The organism is Dyadobacter sp. CY312 (assembly GCF_021390535.1).
Taxonomy (GTDB): Bacteria; Bacteroidota; Bacteroidia; order Cytophagales; family Spirosomataceae; genus Dyadobacter.
On sequence record NZ_JAJUXG010000001.1, the window covers coordinates 78028 to 95748 of the forward strand.

The following is a 17721-nucleotide window of genomic DNA, read 5'->3' on the forward strand; positions in this document are numbered from 1 at the left end:
TTCTTTCCATGACTTTACGATCATTTCTGGCTGTTGTATCATTGTTTCTTTTTTTAGCAGCCGGACGGTTTTCTACCGAAGAAAAGCCCCTGTCCTATGATAAGTGGGAGGAGTATCTCGGTGGCCCTGATAGGAATCATTACTCTTCTCTGACTCAGATTAATCCTGAAAATGTGAAAAATCTGCAAGTTGCTTGGAGCTATTCCACACCGGATTCAGGACAAATGCAGGTAAATCCAATTATCGTAGACGGCATTTTGTATGGGGTGACATCTACCGTGCAGGCGTTCGCTCTGGATGCAGCTACGGGCAAGCAAATATGGATGTTTGGTGATAAATCAAAAGTTGGCTCCAATACCAGCCGGGGTGTAACGTATTGGCGTGATGGGAATGATAAGCGGATTTTGCACTCCATGGGCTCTTATCTCTACGCTCTTGATGCAAAAACAGGTGAACCTGTCCAGACATTTGCAGACAAAGGTCGTCTGGATTTGCACACCGGCTTACCCGACGTTGCCAAAGAAAAATTCATGGTTTCCAACACGCCTGGTACTATCTATCAGGATCTGATCATCATGCCGTTACGTCTTTCGGAAGATTCTGATGCAGCGCCGGGAGATATCAGGGCTTTCAACGTGCGTACTGGTAAGTTAGCATGGACTTTTCACACCATACCTTATCCGGGGGAATTTGGCTATGAGACTTTCCCTCCCGATGCATACAAAAATACCTACACAGGCGGAGCGAATAACTGGGCCGGCATGGCTATTGACCGGAAAAGGGGAATATTGTACGTACCGACCGGTTCGGCTGGATATGATTTTTATGGTGGTAAAAGAAAGGGTAAAAACCTCTTTGCAAACTGTTTGCTAGCGCTTGATGCGAAGACAGGAAAACGCCTCTGGCACTTTCAAACTACACATCACGATGTGTGGGACAGGGATTTGCCGGCGCCACCAAATCTGATCACAGTTACACATCAGGGCAAGAAGGTCGACGCCGTTGCTCAGGTGACAAAACAGGGGTACATTTTTGTATTTGACCGTGTAACGGGAAAGCCGCTATTCCCGGTAACAGAAGTTGCTGCTCCAAAGTCGGCATTGCCCGGTGAACATTCGTGGCCCACACAGCCGGTGCCTGCCAAGCCTGCTCCTTTTGCAAGACAGGCGCATATGCTTACCGGGGATGACATCAGTTCGTATGCAGAGGATCGTGACTCGCTCCTGGCCAAATTTAAAACTTACGACAGACGCCTGTTTGCGGCTCCTTCCAAACAGGGAACAGTGATACTTCCCGGATTCGACGGGGGAGCAGAGTGGGGTGGTGCTGCGGCCGATCCTCAGGACGGGATACTGTATGTGAACAGTAACGAAATGGCATGGATCCTTAACATGAAGGACACGCCCAAAGAAAGTGAGTTGTCCGCACTTAGTCCGGGAGAAAAGGTATATGCAACCTACTGTACCAACTGCCATGGCCCCCAAAGAAAAGGCAACGCAAAAAGTGGTTACCCTTCACTGGTTGACATCGGTCAGAGAAGGGATCGGGCGTTCGTCGCTAATCTTATCACGAGCGGAAAAGGTATGATGCCCGGTTTTACGATGCTGTCTGCTGGTGAAAAGCATGCGCTTGTTTCCTTTCTGTTCGGGGATGAAAAAACGGAGGCAGTCGCTTCTTCACCAAAGTCGAAAAAGGTGTACTTGCCCTATCAGAGCACTGGCTACAATAAATTTTTGGATAGTCAGGGGCTACCGGCGATTACACCGCCTTGGGGCACACTCAACGCAATCGACCTGAACACCGGCGAATATTTGTGGAAAATACCGTTTGGAGAAGTTGCTGCTTTAAAGAAAAAGGGGATACCTGATACGGGCACCGAAAATTACGGAGGCCCCGTTGTGACAGCCAGCGGACTGTTGTTCATAGCAGCTACAAAAGATGAAAAGTTTAGAATTTACGATAAAAAAACAGGCAAGCTGTTATGGGAAACCACTTTACCGGCTGCCGGATTTGCCACACCGTCTACCTATGAAGTTAACGGAAAACAATATGTGGTCATAGCCTGCGGAGGCACCAAGCTGGGTACAAAGAAAGGTAATCAGTACGTTGCATTTGCACTGCCGTAGGCAGGCAGCGACGTCTGGTCCTGACAAATGTTGACAGAATTTAGTGAGCTGACCTGTAACAATTCTGGCACGATTATAGTAATTTGTACTCTCATTTTAACATAACATTCCGGAGCGGGCTTTCCCAATGATTCGAGTTACCCCATTTTACACGAGGTTGGCGCATATATTGATCAGCCTGATCTGCCTTTGTTATATTGCAATAGTCGGCAGAACACTATTAGCACCTCTTATTTTCGCTTTTTTATTCTCTCTGCTGCTGCTACCGCTGGCTGGATTTTTAGAAAGACGGTTCAAGCTTCCGAGGTCATTGTCTTCCATGTTTGCCCTGCTTTCGTTGGTTGCAGGTGTCTTTGTAATTGTCGCTATTCTTGGCTCTCAGGTGACAGAACTGGCACAGGACTGGCCGGCCTTTAAAAGACAGGTGATCGTTGCAACGGCTGACTTGCAAAAATGGATTGCTCTTACATTCCATGTGAATGCCGATGAGCAGATCAATTATCTGAGTGATTCCGCGACCAAAGCCCTGGACACAGGTACTTCGCTGATCGGACAAACACTACTATCGGTTTCGTCTGTGCTGTTGTTTCTTCTTTTCATTTTTCTGTACACCTTTTTTATTCTGCTTCACCGCCGTTTGTTACTTCGGTTTATCGTATCACTTTTTAGTGAAGAACACGTCATAGTTGTTTACGATGTCGTTGCACAGGTTCAATATATTGTCAAAAAATACATTGTGGGACTTTTTCTGCAAATGCTGATTGTGACGATTATGTCATGCATCGCATTCTGGATTATTGGCGTCAAATACGCCTTTTTACTCGGTCTGATCACGGGAATTTTTAATCTAATTCCTTATATTGGAATTGTAACAGCTTTGCTGCTCACGATATTAATCACCTTTGCAACGGCTACCACAACCAAAATTCTCTTTGTATTAATCGCTGTGATCGCTATCCATCTCGTAGACAGCAATTACATCATGCCAAAAATTGTGGGTTCAAAAGTGAAAATCAATACATTGGTTGCGCTTCTCGGCCTTGTACTGGGAGAGATGATATGGGGAATAACAGGTATGTTTTTGTCAATACCAGTTATCGCAATTATCAAAGTGGTATTCGATAGAGTCGACGGACTTAAACCTTGGGGGATGGTGCTTGGTGATGACGACAGCAAGCCTGAATCAACACCGGCGGTTGTAGAAGTGCTCGACGATCAAAGCAGGATGTAGCTTTCATCCGGAAAATATATAGAAAGGGACTTTCGTGCCAGCGAAAGTCCCTTTTCTGTTATATCTGAAATCCAAGATACTAATCTGCCATCGCTGGCTCATCCTTGCTGAACAATCGGTCAGCCATTTTTTTATCATGTCCGTATACATCCTTACGGAAATTAAGCAGGCCATCCTGATCCACCCACGAGGTGAAATAACCAATGTATACCGGAATCTCGTTTTCTCCTCTGAGCCGGACATATTTTTCTTTCCCCGCATTCATCGCCTGCGTTATCTTTTGCTCCGTCCAGGTACTGTCACGCCTTAACAGGAACTCCGCGAGCTTCTTCGGTTCCGACAAACGGATACAGCCGTGACTGAACGCCCTTTGAGATTCTTCGAACAAGCTTTTTGAAGGGGTATCGTGCAAATAAATATTGTAGCTGTTTGGAAATAAAAACTTCACCAGGCCAAGTGAATTCGCCTTTCCAGGTTTTTGGCGAACCGATGAGCCATTCCATTCCATATTATGTCTGGCCAGATAGTTTTTATTTTTCCTTATTCCAGGTAAAATTTCATTTTTAAGAATACTTGGCGGAATATTCCAATACGGACTAAACACGACCTGATTGAGGGTTCCTGAAAAAATTACCGTGCTGTTTGCCTCCGACCCCACAACCACATTCATATCGAAAGCGTGTTTCCCTTTTTCGTATGCATGAAGTGTAAATTCCGGAATGTTGACAAGTAAATAGTCGGTAGTAGGAGTGGCAGGCATCCATCTTATGCGTTCCATATTAATCAAAATCTGTTTGATCCGGTCGGCTACGGGTACATTCAGTTCAGTAAAAAACGCAGGACCAGTTTCTCCGCTTGGTTTCATACCCATTCTTTTTTGAAACTGTTTCACCGCCACAGTGAGTGTGGAATCAAACACATTGGTACTATCTGTCGTGGAGAGATCTCCCAATGTTACCAGTCGCTCCTTAATCTTTATTACCATTGGATCAGTACTTCCATTCTTTAACTTTTTGCCGGATTGAAGAATCTCCCATTCAGCACTTTTGTCAACCTCATAATATTTCAGAAGTTTTTCTTTCAGCAAATTGTATTGTCTGTTAACTGGTTCGTATGAGGCCAGATTTTGTCCTTTGTTTTTAATCAAGGAGTCAAGAAACACCTGTGGATCTAGTTTTCTACGAGGAATAAACCAGTTCAATTCCTGGGCATTCAATTTATTATCTCCCGAATAGGCCAGACTCGCATATTGGAAAAACTGTCTGGTGAGTTGTAATTCTGTATTTCTCACCAGCGAGTCGTTGGGGTTTATCTTTTTGAGCTTTGAAAGGGAATCCACGGTTGCAACCAAGGCGGGGTTGTACAAGCTGCTGTCCCCCGAGTAATGAATGTAGTCGTTTTGAAGACTGAGGAATGTTGGAACAAATTCAGCCATACCATCCGGGAAAAACCAGGCGTACTGATGGTTTCTCTGGTTGTAAAAACTGTGCATTTTGTTGGACAAGCTGTCTTGCATGGGATTTTTTGCAATAAAGCTTTCCAGAGCTGTTGTATCAATAAAAAGCTCCGTAAAGGAATTTTCAACGGTGATCGTCGTATCCCTTACAGCCACTTCGGGCAACTGTTTTTTTTTACTCTTACATGCTACTGCCATGGTGCAGAGCAGTATAACAACGCATATTCTATTCATTATTGAATTTAGTCTGTGATTTTGTTTGCGACAATATCACATAATTTTTTAACAATCAATTATCCAGTAATAGAATTACATCCCTAAGCTGAGTATTGGTATAGAATTTTTTATCTATGAAAATATCATCACACTAAAAAACCATGAAAAAGCAAGTAGTATGTCACTATAAAAACGGATCACTCCTGTTTTGTACTGTGGGCAGTTATAAGAGGGAGAAGGCATGTCAAATTCTAGAGGTATTTACCAGCCAGAAGCTTACCTCTGCGGTACAACCTGTTGGCGATGACTTATTTCGCATTGTAGGCAGGCTCAATTTACACTACGATCCCTTCATTGATAGCGATATCAAATGGAATGATGTCCTCCTGAAAATGAACTCTATAATGAGTTATCTGGAAGAGAATATTGGTGTGTCCTTTCAAAACAAAACTTTTAAACTGGAAGCAAAATATATCGTAGGCAAGTCAAAATAGGGAAGAATGTTCACAGGATTGTTGTAATCTTCTCGTGAATTTTCCCATCTGCATCCGTTAGTACAATTCTGTATTTCCCAGCAGGCAGCATGAGCGCTTTGTCGTTATGGTTGTTGACCTCAATTTGATCAACAGGAACACTGTCTTTACTTTCATTAGCGCGAAACGCCGCAACCAGACACGGGAACTTAATCCTGTGTGCAAGTTTGTCAAGCTTGAATGGCTTGTAAGAATTTCCTCGTAACAACCAGTTGGGTCTTCCATGTATAAGTTGACTTCTGGGATGCATTATTTGCAAATCCGTTTCCCTGCTATCAGTAGACAAATTAACAGGTTCTCCTTTTGGATTGATGAAAACTGTTGGCTCATTGATACCATCCGGAAGGTAATACCCTGACTCGTAATTTTCCGAACTCTGCTCGGTCAAATCGACCTGATCAATAGTGAGCGGATTTATCCCAGTCAACTCTTTTAATTCACCCGCCATAGCCTTTCCCCAATTCGGAACGGGTCCTTCTATTACATGTGAAAAGCCACAGTGAATCAGCATTTTGGCAGTCGGGTCCTTTAATAATATTTTATTAATATTCGCCGCCTGACCTTTCTCACGCACACTTCCCGAGCTATCTGCTTCGTAGCCAAATACCGTAAATCCAAGTTCCAGCGCTTTACGTAACATGTTGCCAAATTGTGGCTCAACAGTGTAGTAACCGTCTGATTGCAGCGGATATTTACGAATATTGATCAGTGAATCTTCGGCCAAAGCTTCAAGACCCAAATATCTGAATCCATTATTATACAGCCCTTGCAACAAAGATTCGGTAAAAACCCTGTGCAAGGGCTGATGATGTGCCTCATTAAGGATAACAACCTGGCTGTTCCGGCTCAGGTTGAGAATGTATTCCACTGCCGGTTGTGGTTTCAAATCTTTGGGAATTTCTTTCGCTTTCGGATCCGAATTACCTTCTATGTCACTATCATATGCAGCCATCGCCTTTTGGTATTCTCCAATGAAAGAAAATTGCCAGGCCGCATACTGTAAGTTGTCTTTCGAAGTATCAGCTTCTATCTCTCTGATTCTTTTATATAGAGATTCGTCCTGGGCTTTTACAAATTGACCACTAACTAAGCCCAGAACCACTGAAAGCAAAACAAGAGCGCCTATTTTCATTCTAAGTTGATCGGATTGACGTTGCAATATTGAGATATATCAGTAAAGCCAATACAATACATTATTTACGCAAATGCCTAAAATAATAGTCAGATCTGCAAATGCGGAGGAACGGGGATATCTATACTTAGATCGTCTGCTATTACAGGCATCCTCCTAGTTTGTAATGGAATAAGCCCCGACCATATTGGAAGTGGTTTGTCTTCTTCCTCATCTTTGGGCATTCCCGAGCGCACCTTCGCTGATGCTTCTGAGAGCGAAAATGCTAGCGCAGTCGTTTTGCGTACCTCTTTTTCGGTCATAGGCCGCAGGTAATCCCAGCTCCCCGGTACGATCTTCTCAGTAAGCCATTTAAATGCGTCGTATTTGGTTTGATAATCTTCAACTTTCTCAGCTTTGGCAAAAATAACAACAGAACGGTAATTCACTGAATGGCTGAAAGCCGATTTCGCTACAACGAGATCATCGGCAAGCATCACCGTAATACAAACCGGAATTCCCTTTTCTATTTCTCTGATAAAGTGGCTGCCGACCGAGCCATGAATGTAAATTTTGTCTTCATAACGTACAAATGATGTCGGGAGGGAGAATGGCTGGTTATCGACTGCGTAGCTAATGGTGCAGAAAAGTGCTTCGTCCAGTATTGGATTAATGCTTTCGGCATCATGGTGCGCTCGTTTTGCCGAACGACTTGGAATGAGATATGGATTTGTGGTGCTCATGATTTTGTTTTTTTACAAAATTGTGTGCTAATTGGATTGTTCTAATCATCCAATATGCTAAATTCAGATAGTCCAATTTTATGAGTCCTCTTTCCTCGCTTATCACCATTGAGCGTACAGACCGTCAATCGGTATATCTTCAGATCAGCAATCAGATCATGGTTTTTATCAAGGACGGAATTCTTCCGGCAGACCATCGGCTCCCTAGTACGAGGGAGCTAGCTGGGTTATTGGGTGTGCACAGAAAAACAGTTGTGCAGGCATACGATGAACTTCTCGCGCAGGGTTGGTTGGAAAGCCATACGGGTAGGGGTACTTTTGTTGCAGCCAACTTACCGATATTGAAACCGTCAGGTATTGGATCGCAACCCTTTACGAATGGCTTAAAAACAGCTGGCTTTTCTTTAAATCCTGCATCCTACACAGAGCGTCCAATTATGAGTTACGGGCAGGGGCTGCATCTTGACGATGGCTTTCCGGATGTTCGGCTGGCTCCGCTGGAAGAGCTGTCCAGAGCGTACAGAGGGCAGTTGCTCACTGGTAATGCTTACACGCGTCTTGGTTATGGAGACACGAAAGGCTCTATCTGGTTGCGTCAGCAATTGTCGGCCTACCTGAATACTAGCAGAGGTCTTCACACAACTCCTGAGAACATCCTGATTGTTCGGGGGACGATTATGGGATTATACCTGAGTTCAAATGGTTTGATTTCGAAAGGGGATTCTGTTGTCACCGGGGTGACGACCTGGGCGGGTGCAAACACTAATTTTGCACAGGCTGGTGCCAAAATACACACCATACCGGTGGATGAATATGGAATAGACGTGGACGCGTTGGAATCTCTTTGCCAGAATGTAAAGATAAGAATGGTGTATGTGACCTCCCACCATCATTATCCAACTACGGTTGCTTTAAGGGCCGACAGGCGTATGAAGCTTCTCAAACTTGCCGGGCAGTTTGGATTCGTGATTTTTGAGGACGACTATGATTATGATTTTCATTACCTCAGTAAGCCGCTTTTACCCCTGGCGGGCGCGGATCCGAAGGGAATGGTGCTGTATTGCGGTTCATTTACAAAATCCATCGCGCCTGCGTTCAGAGTTGGATATCTTGTCGGTGCCGAAAATGTAATTGATCGTTTTGCAGGCATACGGCGCATCATTGACCGGCAGGGCGATGTGGTGCTGGAAAACGCCATCGCTGAATTGTTGCAGACCGGAGTCATTCAAAGGCATATGAGAAAGTCGTTGAGAACTTACCGCAGCCGCAGAGATTTTTTCTGTGAACTACTCGGCTCGGAATTGAGCCAACATATAACTTTTCAGGTGCCCGATGGTGGTCTTGCTGTATGGGCCAAATTTGACAAATCGGTTGATATGAAAGCAATGAGTGAAAATGCGTTTCGTAAAGGTCTCGGAATGTCCAATGGATTGGGACATGGCTTACCTGCCGGAGAAAATTTCACGCGGCTTGGTTTTGCATCTTCCAATTTTCAAGAGCTGGAAGCTTCTGTACAAATACTTAAAGGGCTTTTATCCTGAACACTGTCGCATGCGGCATCTCAAAATTGCTTGCTGAGCTTATTTAATTTGTCAATGAGATAAATCAGCTCCTGCTCTGTTTTGCTGAGTTCTTTCAACTCAGAAGCTTCGATGACATTCTTTGCAGGATCATTAAAATTTTTGAATTCTTCGCTCACGTCAGGGTTTTCAGTATTGTCCGCTGAGAACTCTGACGCAAATTCAATGTTGGTTTTTTCAAACTCCAACTGTTGGCGCTTTGCGAGTATCTTCTCTGAAAGATCTCTTTTTTGCTTTTCTATGTCGTCCATGATCTGTTTCCTTTTTTTAGTTCATGCTCAAAAATCACGCCATCGGTTTGTTTACAGCCGAGAATACTTTTAAAAACTGACGATGGTCATAAAAATCACTTAATCAGGATCATTTCCTCACGAAGTGTTTAGGTGGAATTTTGTAGGGTAAAAAATCAAAAATGATCCGGGTCATGATAACGGAACTGGTCATTGAACTTACTCAAATATTCATTTGTATATGATGATTCCAACATACGTTTCGGCAGATCAGGCGGTAAAATACGTTCAGTCGGGCGACAGGGTTTTTATTCACGGCAGTGCGGCAACGCCCGTGCATTTGGTGAAGGCTTTGCAAAACCGTCATTGGGAATTGAAAAATGTAGAGCTCATCAGTATCACAACGCTGGGAGATGTCGACTTCAATAATCCTGTTCACCATAAAAGCTTCTTTTTTAACTCACTTTTTGTATCCGGTGCTACCAGGTCTGTTGTCAACAGCGACTACGGCGATTATGTGCCGATTTTTTTGAGCCAGATTCCCCAGCTTATCAAAAGCGGGCAAATGCCGGTGGATGTAGCCATGGTGCAGGTTTCACCTCCGGATGCCCACGGCTTTTGCTCGCTGGGTACCTCCGTTGACATTGCCCGGGCGGTGGTGGACACGGCAAGATATGTGATCGCTCAGGTGAATCCCAACATGCCACGTACACACGGTGACGGCTTCGTTCACGTAAGCAAGTTTGATGCTCTGGTTTGGCATGAATCGGACCTGCCTGAGGTGGATTATTCCCTTAATGCAAAGCCTGCAGTTGTTCAGATAGGTGAAAATGTTGCGTCTCTGATCGAAGACGGTGCTACTCTTCAGGTTGGGATCGGAGCAATTCCTGATCAGGTTTTGAAAAATCTTACCCATCACAAAAACCTGGGACTGCACACAGAAATGTTGTCAGACGGGGTTATCCCACTCATTGAGAATGGGGTGATCAATAATAGCCTCAAAAAACTCAATCGTGGAAAGTCTGTAACGTCGTTTATGGTCGGCACCAGGCGGTTGTATGATTTTGTGAATGACAATCCGGCGGTTCGTGTCATGGACATCGGTTATGTGAACGATACAAGTATCATTCGCCAGAATCAGAAGGTTACTGCTATAAACTCAGCGCTGGAACTTGATCTTACCGGACAGGTTTGTGCTGATTCTCTGGGCACCTACCAGTATTCGGGTATTGGCGGACAAATGGATTTCATCCACGGCGCTTCTTTGTCGGAAGGTGGAAAGCCCATTATTGCCTTGCCTTCGGTTACATCAAAAGGAGAATCCCGGATCGTTCCGTTTCTGAGAGAAGGAGCGGGTGTGGTTACCACCAGAGGGCACATTCATTGGGTAGTAACCGAATATGGAATGGTTGATCTTTTTGGGAAAAGCCTGAAACAAAGAGCAAGAGAATTAATTAGTATTGCCCATCCCGATCACCGTGAAGCTTTGGAAAAAGCATTCTGTGAACGTTTTGGAAGTTATCAGAGACCGGCAGTAACTAGCTTGTCAGAAAGAGTTTTTCATCCGTAAACCCGTCCCTCATAAATTCAGATGCCGGGTCTCAAATTTGGGATCTGGCTTTTTACTATATGACTACCACCAGATCCGGTTCCCCTTCATTGCTTTCTGGAGTGACCGAATAGCTTAGCGCTATACGCTTTCCTGTCAGACTTGCTTCTTCCAGCTTTTGGAAAACATTCTCTTCTCCTTCAATTTTTAGAGCTTCAAATAAAAGGTTTCCATAGCGAAATTCCGGTGAACCAAAGCCGCTTCGCAGGGCGGCAGATTGATGATGATCGAATAATTCCTTTCCAGTCATGGGGTAAGAGCTTTTGGTTTTACACGGCTTACCCGACAAGGATGGTATTTTCGTCAACAAAGTTGCATGGCATTTGTAAAATTTCGATTTCTCTAAACCGAAAAGGAAAAGATTAGTTTACCACAATTTTCACCTCTCCTTCATTGATCACAACATGACAGCAATCGTGAGCGACTGTATATGTTTGAGAAATCACTTCAACACCGTTTTTTATACCTGTAAATTTGAATTCTTTACCACAACGGTCGGTGAATTGAAACAGCTGGTCTTCTGCAACGGGATATTCTCCGGTAATACTGGCCAGGGAATCCCTGCTGTCCGTCTGAAGGTTAAATTTCAGGTTATCTTCAACTTTGGTGGTGTAGTACGAATCCAGAATATACGGTTGCCCAGCTGCGTTGGTAATCTCTATATTGAGAATGCGATATTCTTCGGTGCAGGCTCTGTTGTCTACACAGGCGCAAGGTGCAACATCTTCTTTGGTACAGGTAGTGAAGATACCCGTCAGGAAAATGAAAAGAATTATGTTTTTCATGGCTTTAACGTTTAAGGTCAGTAAAGAATAGGCTCATGCTCTATTCTTGCTTACACTTAAAAATCGCGCCATTATGAAAATAACCGCAGCTATTATTCTAAAATAATATCTGTTACTCCTTTTAAAAGTTTGACGTGGCAGCAGTCGTGCCCAATGGTGTAGGTATTCTCTATGACCGTTTTGTTATTTTTAATGCCTGTGAAAAGAAAATCTTCTCCACATTTTTGTATATTTTTTATGTTGGTATCTGCTGCCAGAATGTAATTTCCTGAGGCTTTGGCAATGGAATCGTAGCCTGTTTGAGAACCATGGAAAGGAACAAAAATTTGACCCGTTGAAACACGTTTAATCTGGTAAGAATCCAGTTGATAAGGTTTGCCGTTTTTGTCTTTTATAGCAATACCAACGCTCACAAATTGGTCGGTACAAACCTCCGTTCCCGAACAGGAGCACGGTTGAAGGTTTGAGTTCTTCTCATTGCAACCCGGAAGTGCCAGCAAGAAGCAAAGTATGATCTGATAAGTTTTCATTGGTTGGATATTTTTTCATAGCCGACATATGTCCTGTTGTAAGATACGATTTTCGTAAAAATGGTTGTAATTCAAACCATTATATTTTTTCGCTAACAATCTGCTCGTAAATCTTCCTGTTTTGATATCGTGATATATAAAATTTGTACATTTGCATTATGAACAACAAACAGACGTATAGCCCGCTTGTCAACTGGAACCGCAAGGAACTCCGGGCAGGATAGCTATACTTCATATTTGTAAAAATATCAGTACGTCCGCCCGGTGTTAAACCAGGCGGACTTTTTTTGTTACAGCTATGATCAAAAGAATTTTACGAAGTTACAAAACATCATTTAGTGGTTTGAGCAGGGAAACCTGGCTGTTGAGTATAGTTGTGCTTGTCAATCGCTGTGGTTACATGGCTGTGCCATTTATGAGTATGTACATCACCCAAAGCCTGCACAGGAGTATTGCGGATGCCGGATTGATCATTACGCTTTTCGGAGTTGGATCCGTACTAGGGGCAATGGCTGGTGGTTTTCTTACTGACAAAATCGGTTTTCGACCGGTCCAGGTAGCGAGTTTGATTATTAGTGGGTTTCTGTTTGTACTTTTCTCACATGTAAATGACTTCGACGCACTGTGCCTGCTTACGGTGGTATTGAGTTTTTTTGTTGAGGCGTTTAAACCCGCCAACAACTCCGCCATTGCATCGTATTCTACCCGTGAGAACATGACGAGATCTTATGCCCTGAACAGACTCGCAACCAACATCGGCTTTGGCTTTGGTACCTCGGTAGGAGGTATTTTGGCGGCGATAGATTACCATCTGTTGTTTTGGGTCGATGGCGTTGTGTATGTTGCGGCGGGACTACTCATTGTTGTTTTGCTTCCAACGGCCAAACAATTTAAGAAACCGGAAAGCACAACCTCAGAAGAGACAACTTCCATTTCACCTTGGAAGGATGTTTTTTTCCTGCGATTCATTGTAATGGTTACAATTTACATGATGGCCTTTGTGGTAATTTTCAGACTTGTACCTGTTTACTGGAAAGAGGAAATGCATATCGGTGAAGCAACAATTGGTATTTTGCTTGGGATGAACGGCGTTATTATCGCATTGTTCGAAATGGTGTTTATCCAGGTGCTTGGCAATCGCCGTCCTGATTTTCATTACATCATCTTCGGAATCCTCTTAACTACCATTGCATTCCTGTCTCTGCTTATGCCGGGTATTTCTGCATTGATTGCCGGCGCTTTGGCGGTGGTGTTTTTTACAATAGGTGAAATGCTAACCCTACCGTACATCAGCACTATTGTAATGTCCAGAACTACCGAGCTCAACCGGGGAAAGTATTCGGCTGCATATCAGTTATCCTGGTCCGTGGCGCAGGTTATCGGGCCGGCAAGTTGTGGATTTGTTGCAGAGAAATGGGGCTACAATTCGCTTTGGATATTGTTGATTTTGATAACGTTAACATCGGCTCTGGGTTTCAAAATCCTTTACAGCCGTAAGTTAAGCGTGGGGTGATTGATAACTCAGCAGGTATAATAAATGCCCAACCTGATGGTCTTAACTCCGGGTTGGGCTTTTTTGTCTGTAACTACCTCCATCAAAAATTACTTCACAGCAATTTGTCTCTTGAAAAACGTCCACGCTTCTTCGAAGAAGTCTATATCCGTCTGAAACTCATGTTTTCCATTGTTTACTTTCAATAGCGTAACCTCGGGTTTGTTCCGTTTTTTATGAGTAAAACTTTCTATTGTTATGGCATTTGTTGTGTCGGGATCTGGTAAAGTTTTACTCTTAGCGTCACCTTCGTATCCGGCAAGTTTGACCCAGTAGGCGAAAGATTGATCCGTTGACTGTACTGTTCCCAAAGTTAGGCCGGCGGTTTTCATTTCTCCTCCCGTGTAAGGATTTACAGGATCCGCAGTTCCATTGATGATCAGGATGGGTACCGCCTTCTTTGACTCCTGGCAGTCCATATTTTCAGGAGTTGGCATGTTGGCTACCATGGCGCACACCGCTTTAAAAGTTTCAGGCATGGTGATAGCCATTTTGTAAGCCATTTGTCCGCCACCAGAAAAACCAGAAGCGAATACCTTCTGTTCATTCACACCATACTTTTTCTTAAAGTAGAGGATCATTGCGGTAAAAAATGCTTCCTCGTGAATATTGATGCGATTGGCCTCCACAACGGATGCTTTGCGACATTCATTCCAGTAGGATTTATATCCCTTCGGGTATACAAGAATAACGTTCTCACTGGCCGACTTTCCCTCCAATTTGACGGCATTCTTCATGAAATTCAAGGGGTTGTCTCCTGAACCATGAATGGCGAACATAAGGCTCACATCTTTACCGGAAGTTTTGGGCGCATTGAAATAAAACACACGGTAGTGTTTCTCAATCAAAATGGAGTCGGTTATGAGCTGACCAAACGAGGGAATGGAACAAATAATAAGAAAGGCGGAGATTAGATTTCTGAACATTTTTCGGGAATAAGTAACTAATACTTGAAAACCTGAATATAGAAGGATTGTCTGATATTCTGCATTCATAGCCTATAAATAAAGGGTATAAATTAGCTTTGAATAGGTAGTAATTACAAGGAAACCGTAGCTGGAATTTACCGGATATTCTGAACCTTTTGGCGCTTTCCCGAGTATGATGTGCGCTTTGAAGCTCTTTTAAAGTTAGATTTGTGCTACTAATCTTTGATATACAAAAATGGCAGACGTAAAATTACAACTTGGTGAAAGGGGCCGCGGCGCCTTTTATCTGGAAGAGAACGATGAAAAGCTGGGAGAAATGGTGATAGGCATTTCCGGAACGGCATTAACCGTGTATCATACCGAAGTTGATCCCAAACATGAAGGAAAAGGTTTGGCAAAACTGATGTTTGAAGCAATGATAAAGTATGTAAGGGACAACAATTTAACTCTGATACCATTGTGCCAATATGTGCATGCGCAGCTTAAACGCCATCCGGAGCTTTACGAAGATATCTGGAAAAAATAACCGGAATGTATTTATTCCGGTTGTGGCAGATAAATGATAAACCTTGATCCTTCGCCAGGTTTGCTTTTTGCGGTGATGTAACCATTGTGGTTTTGCACGACTTTTTTGCAAGATGCCAAACCTATTCCGGATCCGCTGTATTCGCTTTTTCCGTGCAGGCGCTGGAACATCTGGAAAATACGATCCACATATTTTTCCTCAAAACCAATACCGTTGTCTTCAATTGTTATCCTGCAATACCTGCGATTTCTGAGCAGGTGCGGGATTGAGGACAGCTCGACTCTGCCGGGCCGCTCTTCTGTTATTTTGATCATAGGTTCACGATCTGGTGAACGGTACTTTATCGCGTTACTTATCAGATTCTGCATCAACTGAACCAGTTGTCTTGGATTGCCATGCACTACGGAAAGATTACCGGTTTCTATTTTAGCGTTCTGTTCCTGAATGCCTATTTCAAGGTCGGAGATAACCTCACTAACGATTTTGTTTAAATCAACATTTACAAACTCCGTATCCTTCTTGCTAAGCCGTGAATACGTGAGCAAATCGTCTATCAGTAAGGACATTCTTCTTGCCGCATCCTGAATTCTGTTGAGCATAAAACTGCCATTCTCGTCCAATGAGTGGTTGTACTGCGATTGTAAACGGGAACTAAACGACTGAATCTTACGCAGCGGTTCCTGCATATCATGGCTAGCAGCGTATGCAAACTGTTCAAGATTATTGTTGGAATTAGTCAGTTCCTGATTGGTCAGATAAAGCTCGTTTGTTCTTTGTTCTACACGTTGTTCAAGTTCGTCGGCAAGTTGCCGGTAGCGTTCTTCACTTTCCTTAAGTTCTCTGGCTGAAATAACCTGGGCGCTCACATCAACCGCCATATCAATGATCGCAAAGACCTGCCCGTTTTTGTCGAGAATAGGTTTGTAGGTAAAATCAAAATATATCGTTTGTTTAAGGCCGTCAATAACCAGGTCGGCCGGAGCGCCATAGGCATGATACGCTTTTCCGGTACGATAAACCTCATCCAGAATTTCCAGAAAATGCTGACCCACAAGCTCCGGTACAGCTTCACGCAGCGGTTTTCCTATAACGTCGGCACCTTTTCCCCAGAATTTGAGCATAGGTTCATTCGGTATTTCAATAACCATATCGGGCCCAACAAAAAGTGCCGTAGCAATGGGTGCCTGCTCGATCATACTCCTTAAATACTCCTCACTGGCGCGCAACATTTGCTCCTTTTCAATACGATCGGTGATGTCGAGCACAATGCCTGAAAGCGATACACCTTTGTCAGAATTGTCGTACAGATAGCGTCCGATTACCTTCACCCAATGAACAGAATTATCGGTCCATATAAATCTTGCCTCATAATTCAGTTCTCCGGTTTCAGCCGCAACAACATATGCACCATCTCTGACAGCAATATCGTCCGGATGAAGATGATCTATAAATATGCTTCTTGATAGATTTTCTGAAGTATTGCCGGTCAATATCCTTGCCATGGTGGGGGAGTATACCAGCTCATTGCTGCTGACGTCAAGCAAAAAAGAACCTGCACCTGTTCCTTCAATGGTCATGGTGGCCTGTTGGTCTGCAAAATAGGCCTTTTCCTGGCTCGCGATCTGATCGGTGATATCCTGCGCGATGCCGGAAAAACGATCTACCTGATCACCTACAAAATAAGCCTGTCCTTTGCATTGCAACCAGCGTAATGTGTGTGTGCCAGGAATTACAGTTCTAAACTGGATGTTGTAAATACCGTCTGAACCGGGCGCTAGTGCTTGTTTTACGGCCGCCTGAACCCTCGGCCTGTCTTCGGGATGCAGATTTTGCAGGCTGCCTTCGTAACTCAGATTTTCTACTTCAGGAAAGCCAAAAAGTTCCCTGCATCGCTCATCCCAGGCGATCTGATTGGTGGCCGGATTGAGATTCCAGGTTCCAAGCTGAGCCGCTTTAAGCGCAAAACTGAGCATTTTCTCACTTTCTTCACGCGCATGCTGGTGAGCCATCTGTTCGGTGATGTCTTGCATGGAGCCCACCATTCTTATAGCCCTTCCATCTTTGTGAATGGTGTAACCGCGATCGTGTACATATGCGTATGAGCCATTTGCACGGCGAAATCTGTATTGGTCGGACCAGTTAGCGCCTCCGTTGTCTATTACCTCGTGGATGTACAAGAGAACTCTTTCCTGATCCTCAGGATGTATTCTGTTGTACCAGGAGTCCGGACCAGGTTCAAGCTCTTCCACCGAAAAACCAAATATTTCCCTCATACCCTCGTTCCACCAAACGGTATTCGCATACAGGTCCCAATCCCAGATGACGTCGTGCGTGGCTTTTGCGACAAGATTAAATCTTTCGCTTGCCAATTCAGTTTCATTTTGAAGGTGAATATTATTCTCAATCATTGTAAAATTCTTCGTGACAGAGGTGCTGTAATACACTGGCTATATTGCCCTGAACAACCAAAATACGCGTATCTAATAAAATTAATAGTATAAATGTCTTTAATGGAGGTTTTATTAGGAAATTTTAAAGTAAAATTTCATTCTTGAAAAGTTTTC

16 protein-coding genes are annotated in these 17721 nt (G+C 43.7%); 7 read left to right on the forward strand and 9 right to left on the reverse strand.

The features are described from left to right. Positions 1–8: 8 nt before the first annotated feature. A complete protein-coding gene (locus LZG71_RS00325) occupies positions 9–2126 on the forward strand; it encodes a PQQ-binding-like beta-propeller repeat protein (RefSeq protein WP_233816028.1) in 2118 nt (705 codons plus the stop codon). Positions 2127–2253: 127 nt separating this feature from the next. Further along, positions 2254–3357 carry an AI-2E family transporter gene (locus LZG71_RS00330; RefSeq protein WP_233816029.1) on the forward strand — a complete coding sequence of 368 codons (1104 nt, stop codon included), beginning with the start codon at positions 2254–2256 and terminating at the stop codon, positions 3355–3357. 79 nt (positions 3358–3436) lie between these two features. Here LZG71_RS00330 and LZG71_RS00335 read toward each other — a convergent pair whose 3' ends face one another. Continuing rightward, positions 3437–5047 carry a murein L,D-transpeptidase gene (locus LZG71_RS00335; RefSeq protein WP_233816030.1) on the reverse strand — a complete coding sequence of 537 codons (1611 nt, stop codon included), beginning with the start codon at positions 5045–5047 and terminating at the stop codon, positions 3437–3439. A 143-nt stretch (positions 5048–5190) separates the two neighbouring features. On the opposite strand from LZG71_RS00335, the gene LZG71_RS00340 reads away from it, so the two are divergent. Continuing rightward, positions 5191–5523 (forward strand): hypothetical protein, encoded by a 333-nt coding sequence (locus LZG71_RS00340; RefSeq protein WP_233816031.1) that lies wholly within the window; start codon positions 5191–5193, stop codon positions 5521–5523. 10 nt (positions 5524–5533) lie between these two features. Here LZG71_RS00340 and LZG71_RS00345 read toward each other — a convergent pair whose 3' ends face one another. Next, positions 5534–6694: a hypothetical protein gene (locus LZG71_RS00345; RefSeq protein ID WP_233816032.1), complete on the reverse strand. Its 1161-nt coding sequence runs from the start codon at positions 6692–6694 to the stop codon at positions 5534–5536. A gap of 89 nt (positions 6695–6783) precedes the next feature. Then, the gene (locus tag LZG71_RS00350) at positions 6784–7416 is read right to left on the reverse strand and encodes a pyridoxamine 5'-phosphate oxidase family protein (protein WP_233816033.1); all 633 of its coding nucleotides are present in this window, start codon (positions 7414–7416) and stop codon (positions 6784–6786) included. 80 nt (positions 7417–7496) lie between these two features. Between LZG71_RS00350 and LZG71_RS00355 the strand changes: the two genes are divergently transcribed. Then, the gene (locus LZG71_RS00355; protein ID WP_233816034.1) at positions 7497–8957 is read left to right on the forward strand and encodes a PLP-dependent aminotransferase family protein; all 1461 of its coding nucleotides are present in this window, start codon (positions 7497–7499) and stop codon (positions 8955–8957) included. A 20-nt stretch (positions 8958–8977) separates the two neighbouring features. Here LZG71_RS00355 and LZG71_RS00360 read toward each other — a convergent pair whose 3' ends face one another. Further along, positions 8978–9247, reverse strand: coding sequence for a hypothetical protein (locus tag LZG71_RS00360; protein ID WP_233816035.1), 270 nt, complete (start codon positions 9245–9247; stop codon positions 8978–8980). 220 nt (positions 9248–9467) lie between these two features. On the opposite strand from LZG71_RS00360, the gene LZG71_RS00365 reads away from it, so the two are divergent. Continuing rightward, the gene (locus LZG71_RS00365; RefSeq protein ID WP_409013595.1) at positions 9468–10796 is read left to right on the forward strand and encodes an acetyl-CoA hydrolase/transferase family protein; all 1329 of its coding nucleotides are present in this window, start codon (positions 9468–9470) and stop codon (positions 10794–10796) included. A gap of 55 nt (positions 10797–10851) precedes the next feature. Here LZG71_RS00365 and LZG71_RS00370 read toward each other — a convergent pair whose 3' ends face one another. The 3 genes from LZG71_RS00370 to LZG71_RS00380 all read right to left on the reverse strand — a co-directional run bounded on the left by LZG71_RS00370 (position 10852) and on the right by LZG71_RS00380 (position 12150). Beyond that, the gene (locus tag LZG71_RS00370) at positions 10852–11085 is read right to left on the reverse strand and encodes a hypothetical protein (RefSeq protein ID WP_233816036.1); all 234 of its coding nucleotides are present in this window, start codon (positions 11083–11085) and stop codon (positions 10852–10854) included. 112 nt (positions 11086–11197) lie between these two features. After that, positions 11198–11620 (reverse strand): hypothetical protein, encoded by a 423-nt coding sequence (locus LZG71_RS00375; RefSeq protein WP_233816037.1) that lies wholly within the window; start codon positions 11618–11620, stop codon positions 11198–11200. Positions 11621–11712: 92 nt separating this feature from the next. Next, entirely contained in the window at positions 11713–12150 is a 438-nt protein-coding gene (locus tag LZG71_RS00380) for a hypothetical protein (RefSeq protein WP_233816038.1), read from the reverse strand. Between the two features lie 298 nt (positions 12151–12448). Here LZG71_RS00380 and LZG71_RS00385 point away from each other — a divergent pair, with 298 nt between their 5' ends. Next, positions 12449–13663, forward strand: a complete 1215-nt coding sequence (locus LZG71_RS00385; protein WP_233816039.1) for an MFS transporter — start codon at positions 12449–12451, stop codon at positions 13661–13663. Between the two features lie 89 nt (positions 13664–13752). On the opposite strand, the gene LZG71_RS00390 is transcribed toward LZG71_RS00385, so the two are convergent. Beyond that, positions 13753–14628 (reverse strand): PHB depolymerase family esterase, encoded by an 876-nt coding sequence (locus LZG71_RS00390; RefSeq protein ID WP_233816040.1) that lies wholly within the window; start codon positions 14626–14628, stop codon positions 13753–13755. 238 nt (positions 14629–14866) lie between these two features. Between LZG71_RS00390 and LZG71_RS00395 the strand changes: the two genes are divergently transcribed. Further along, positions 14867–15157 carry a GNAT family N-acetyltransferase gene (locus LZG71_RS00395; RefSeq protein WP_233816041.1) on the forward strand — a complete coding sequence of 97 codons (291 nt, stop codon included), beginning with the start codon at positions 14867–14869 and terminating at the stop codon, positions 15155–15157. Positions 15158–15168: 11 nt separating this feature from the next. On the opposite strand, the gene LZG71_RS00400 is transcribed toward LZG71_RS00395, so the two are convergent. Then, positions 15169–17565 carry a PAS domain-containing protein gene (locus tag LZG71_RS00400; RefSeq protein WP_233816042.1) on the reverse strand — a complete coding sequence of 799 codons (2397 nt, stop codon included), beginning with the start codon at positions 17563–17565 and terminating at the stop codon, positions 15169–15171. Between the last annotated feature and the right edge of the window lie 156 nt (positions 17566–17721).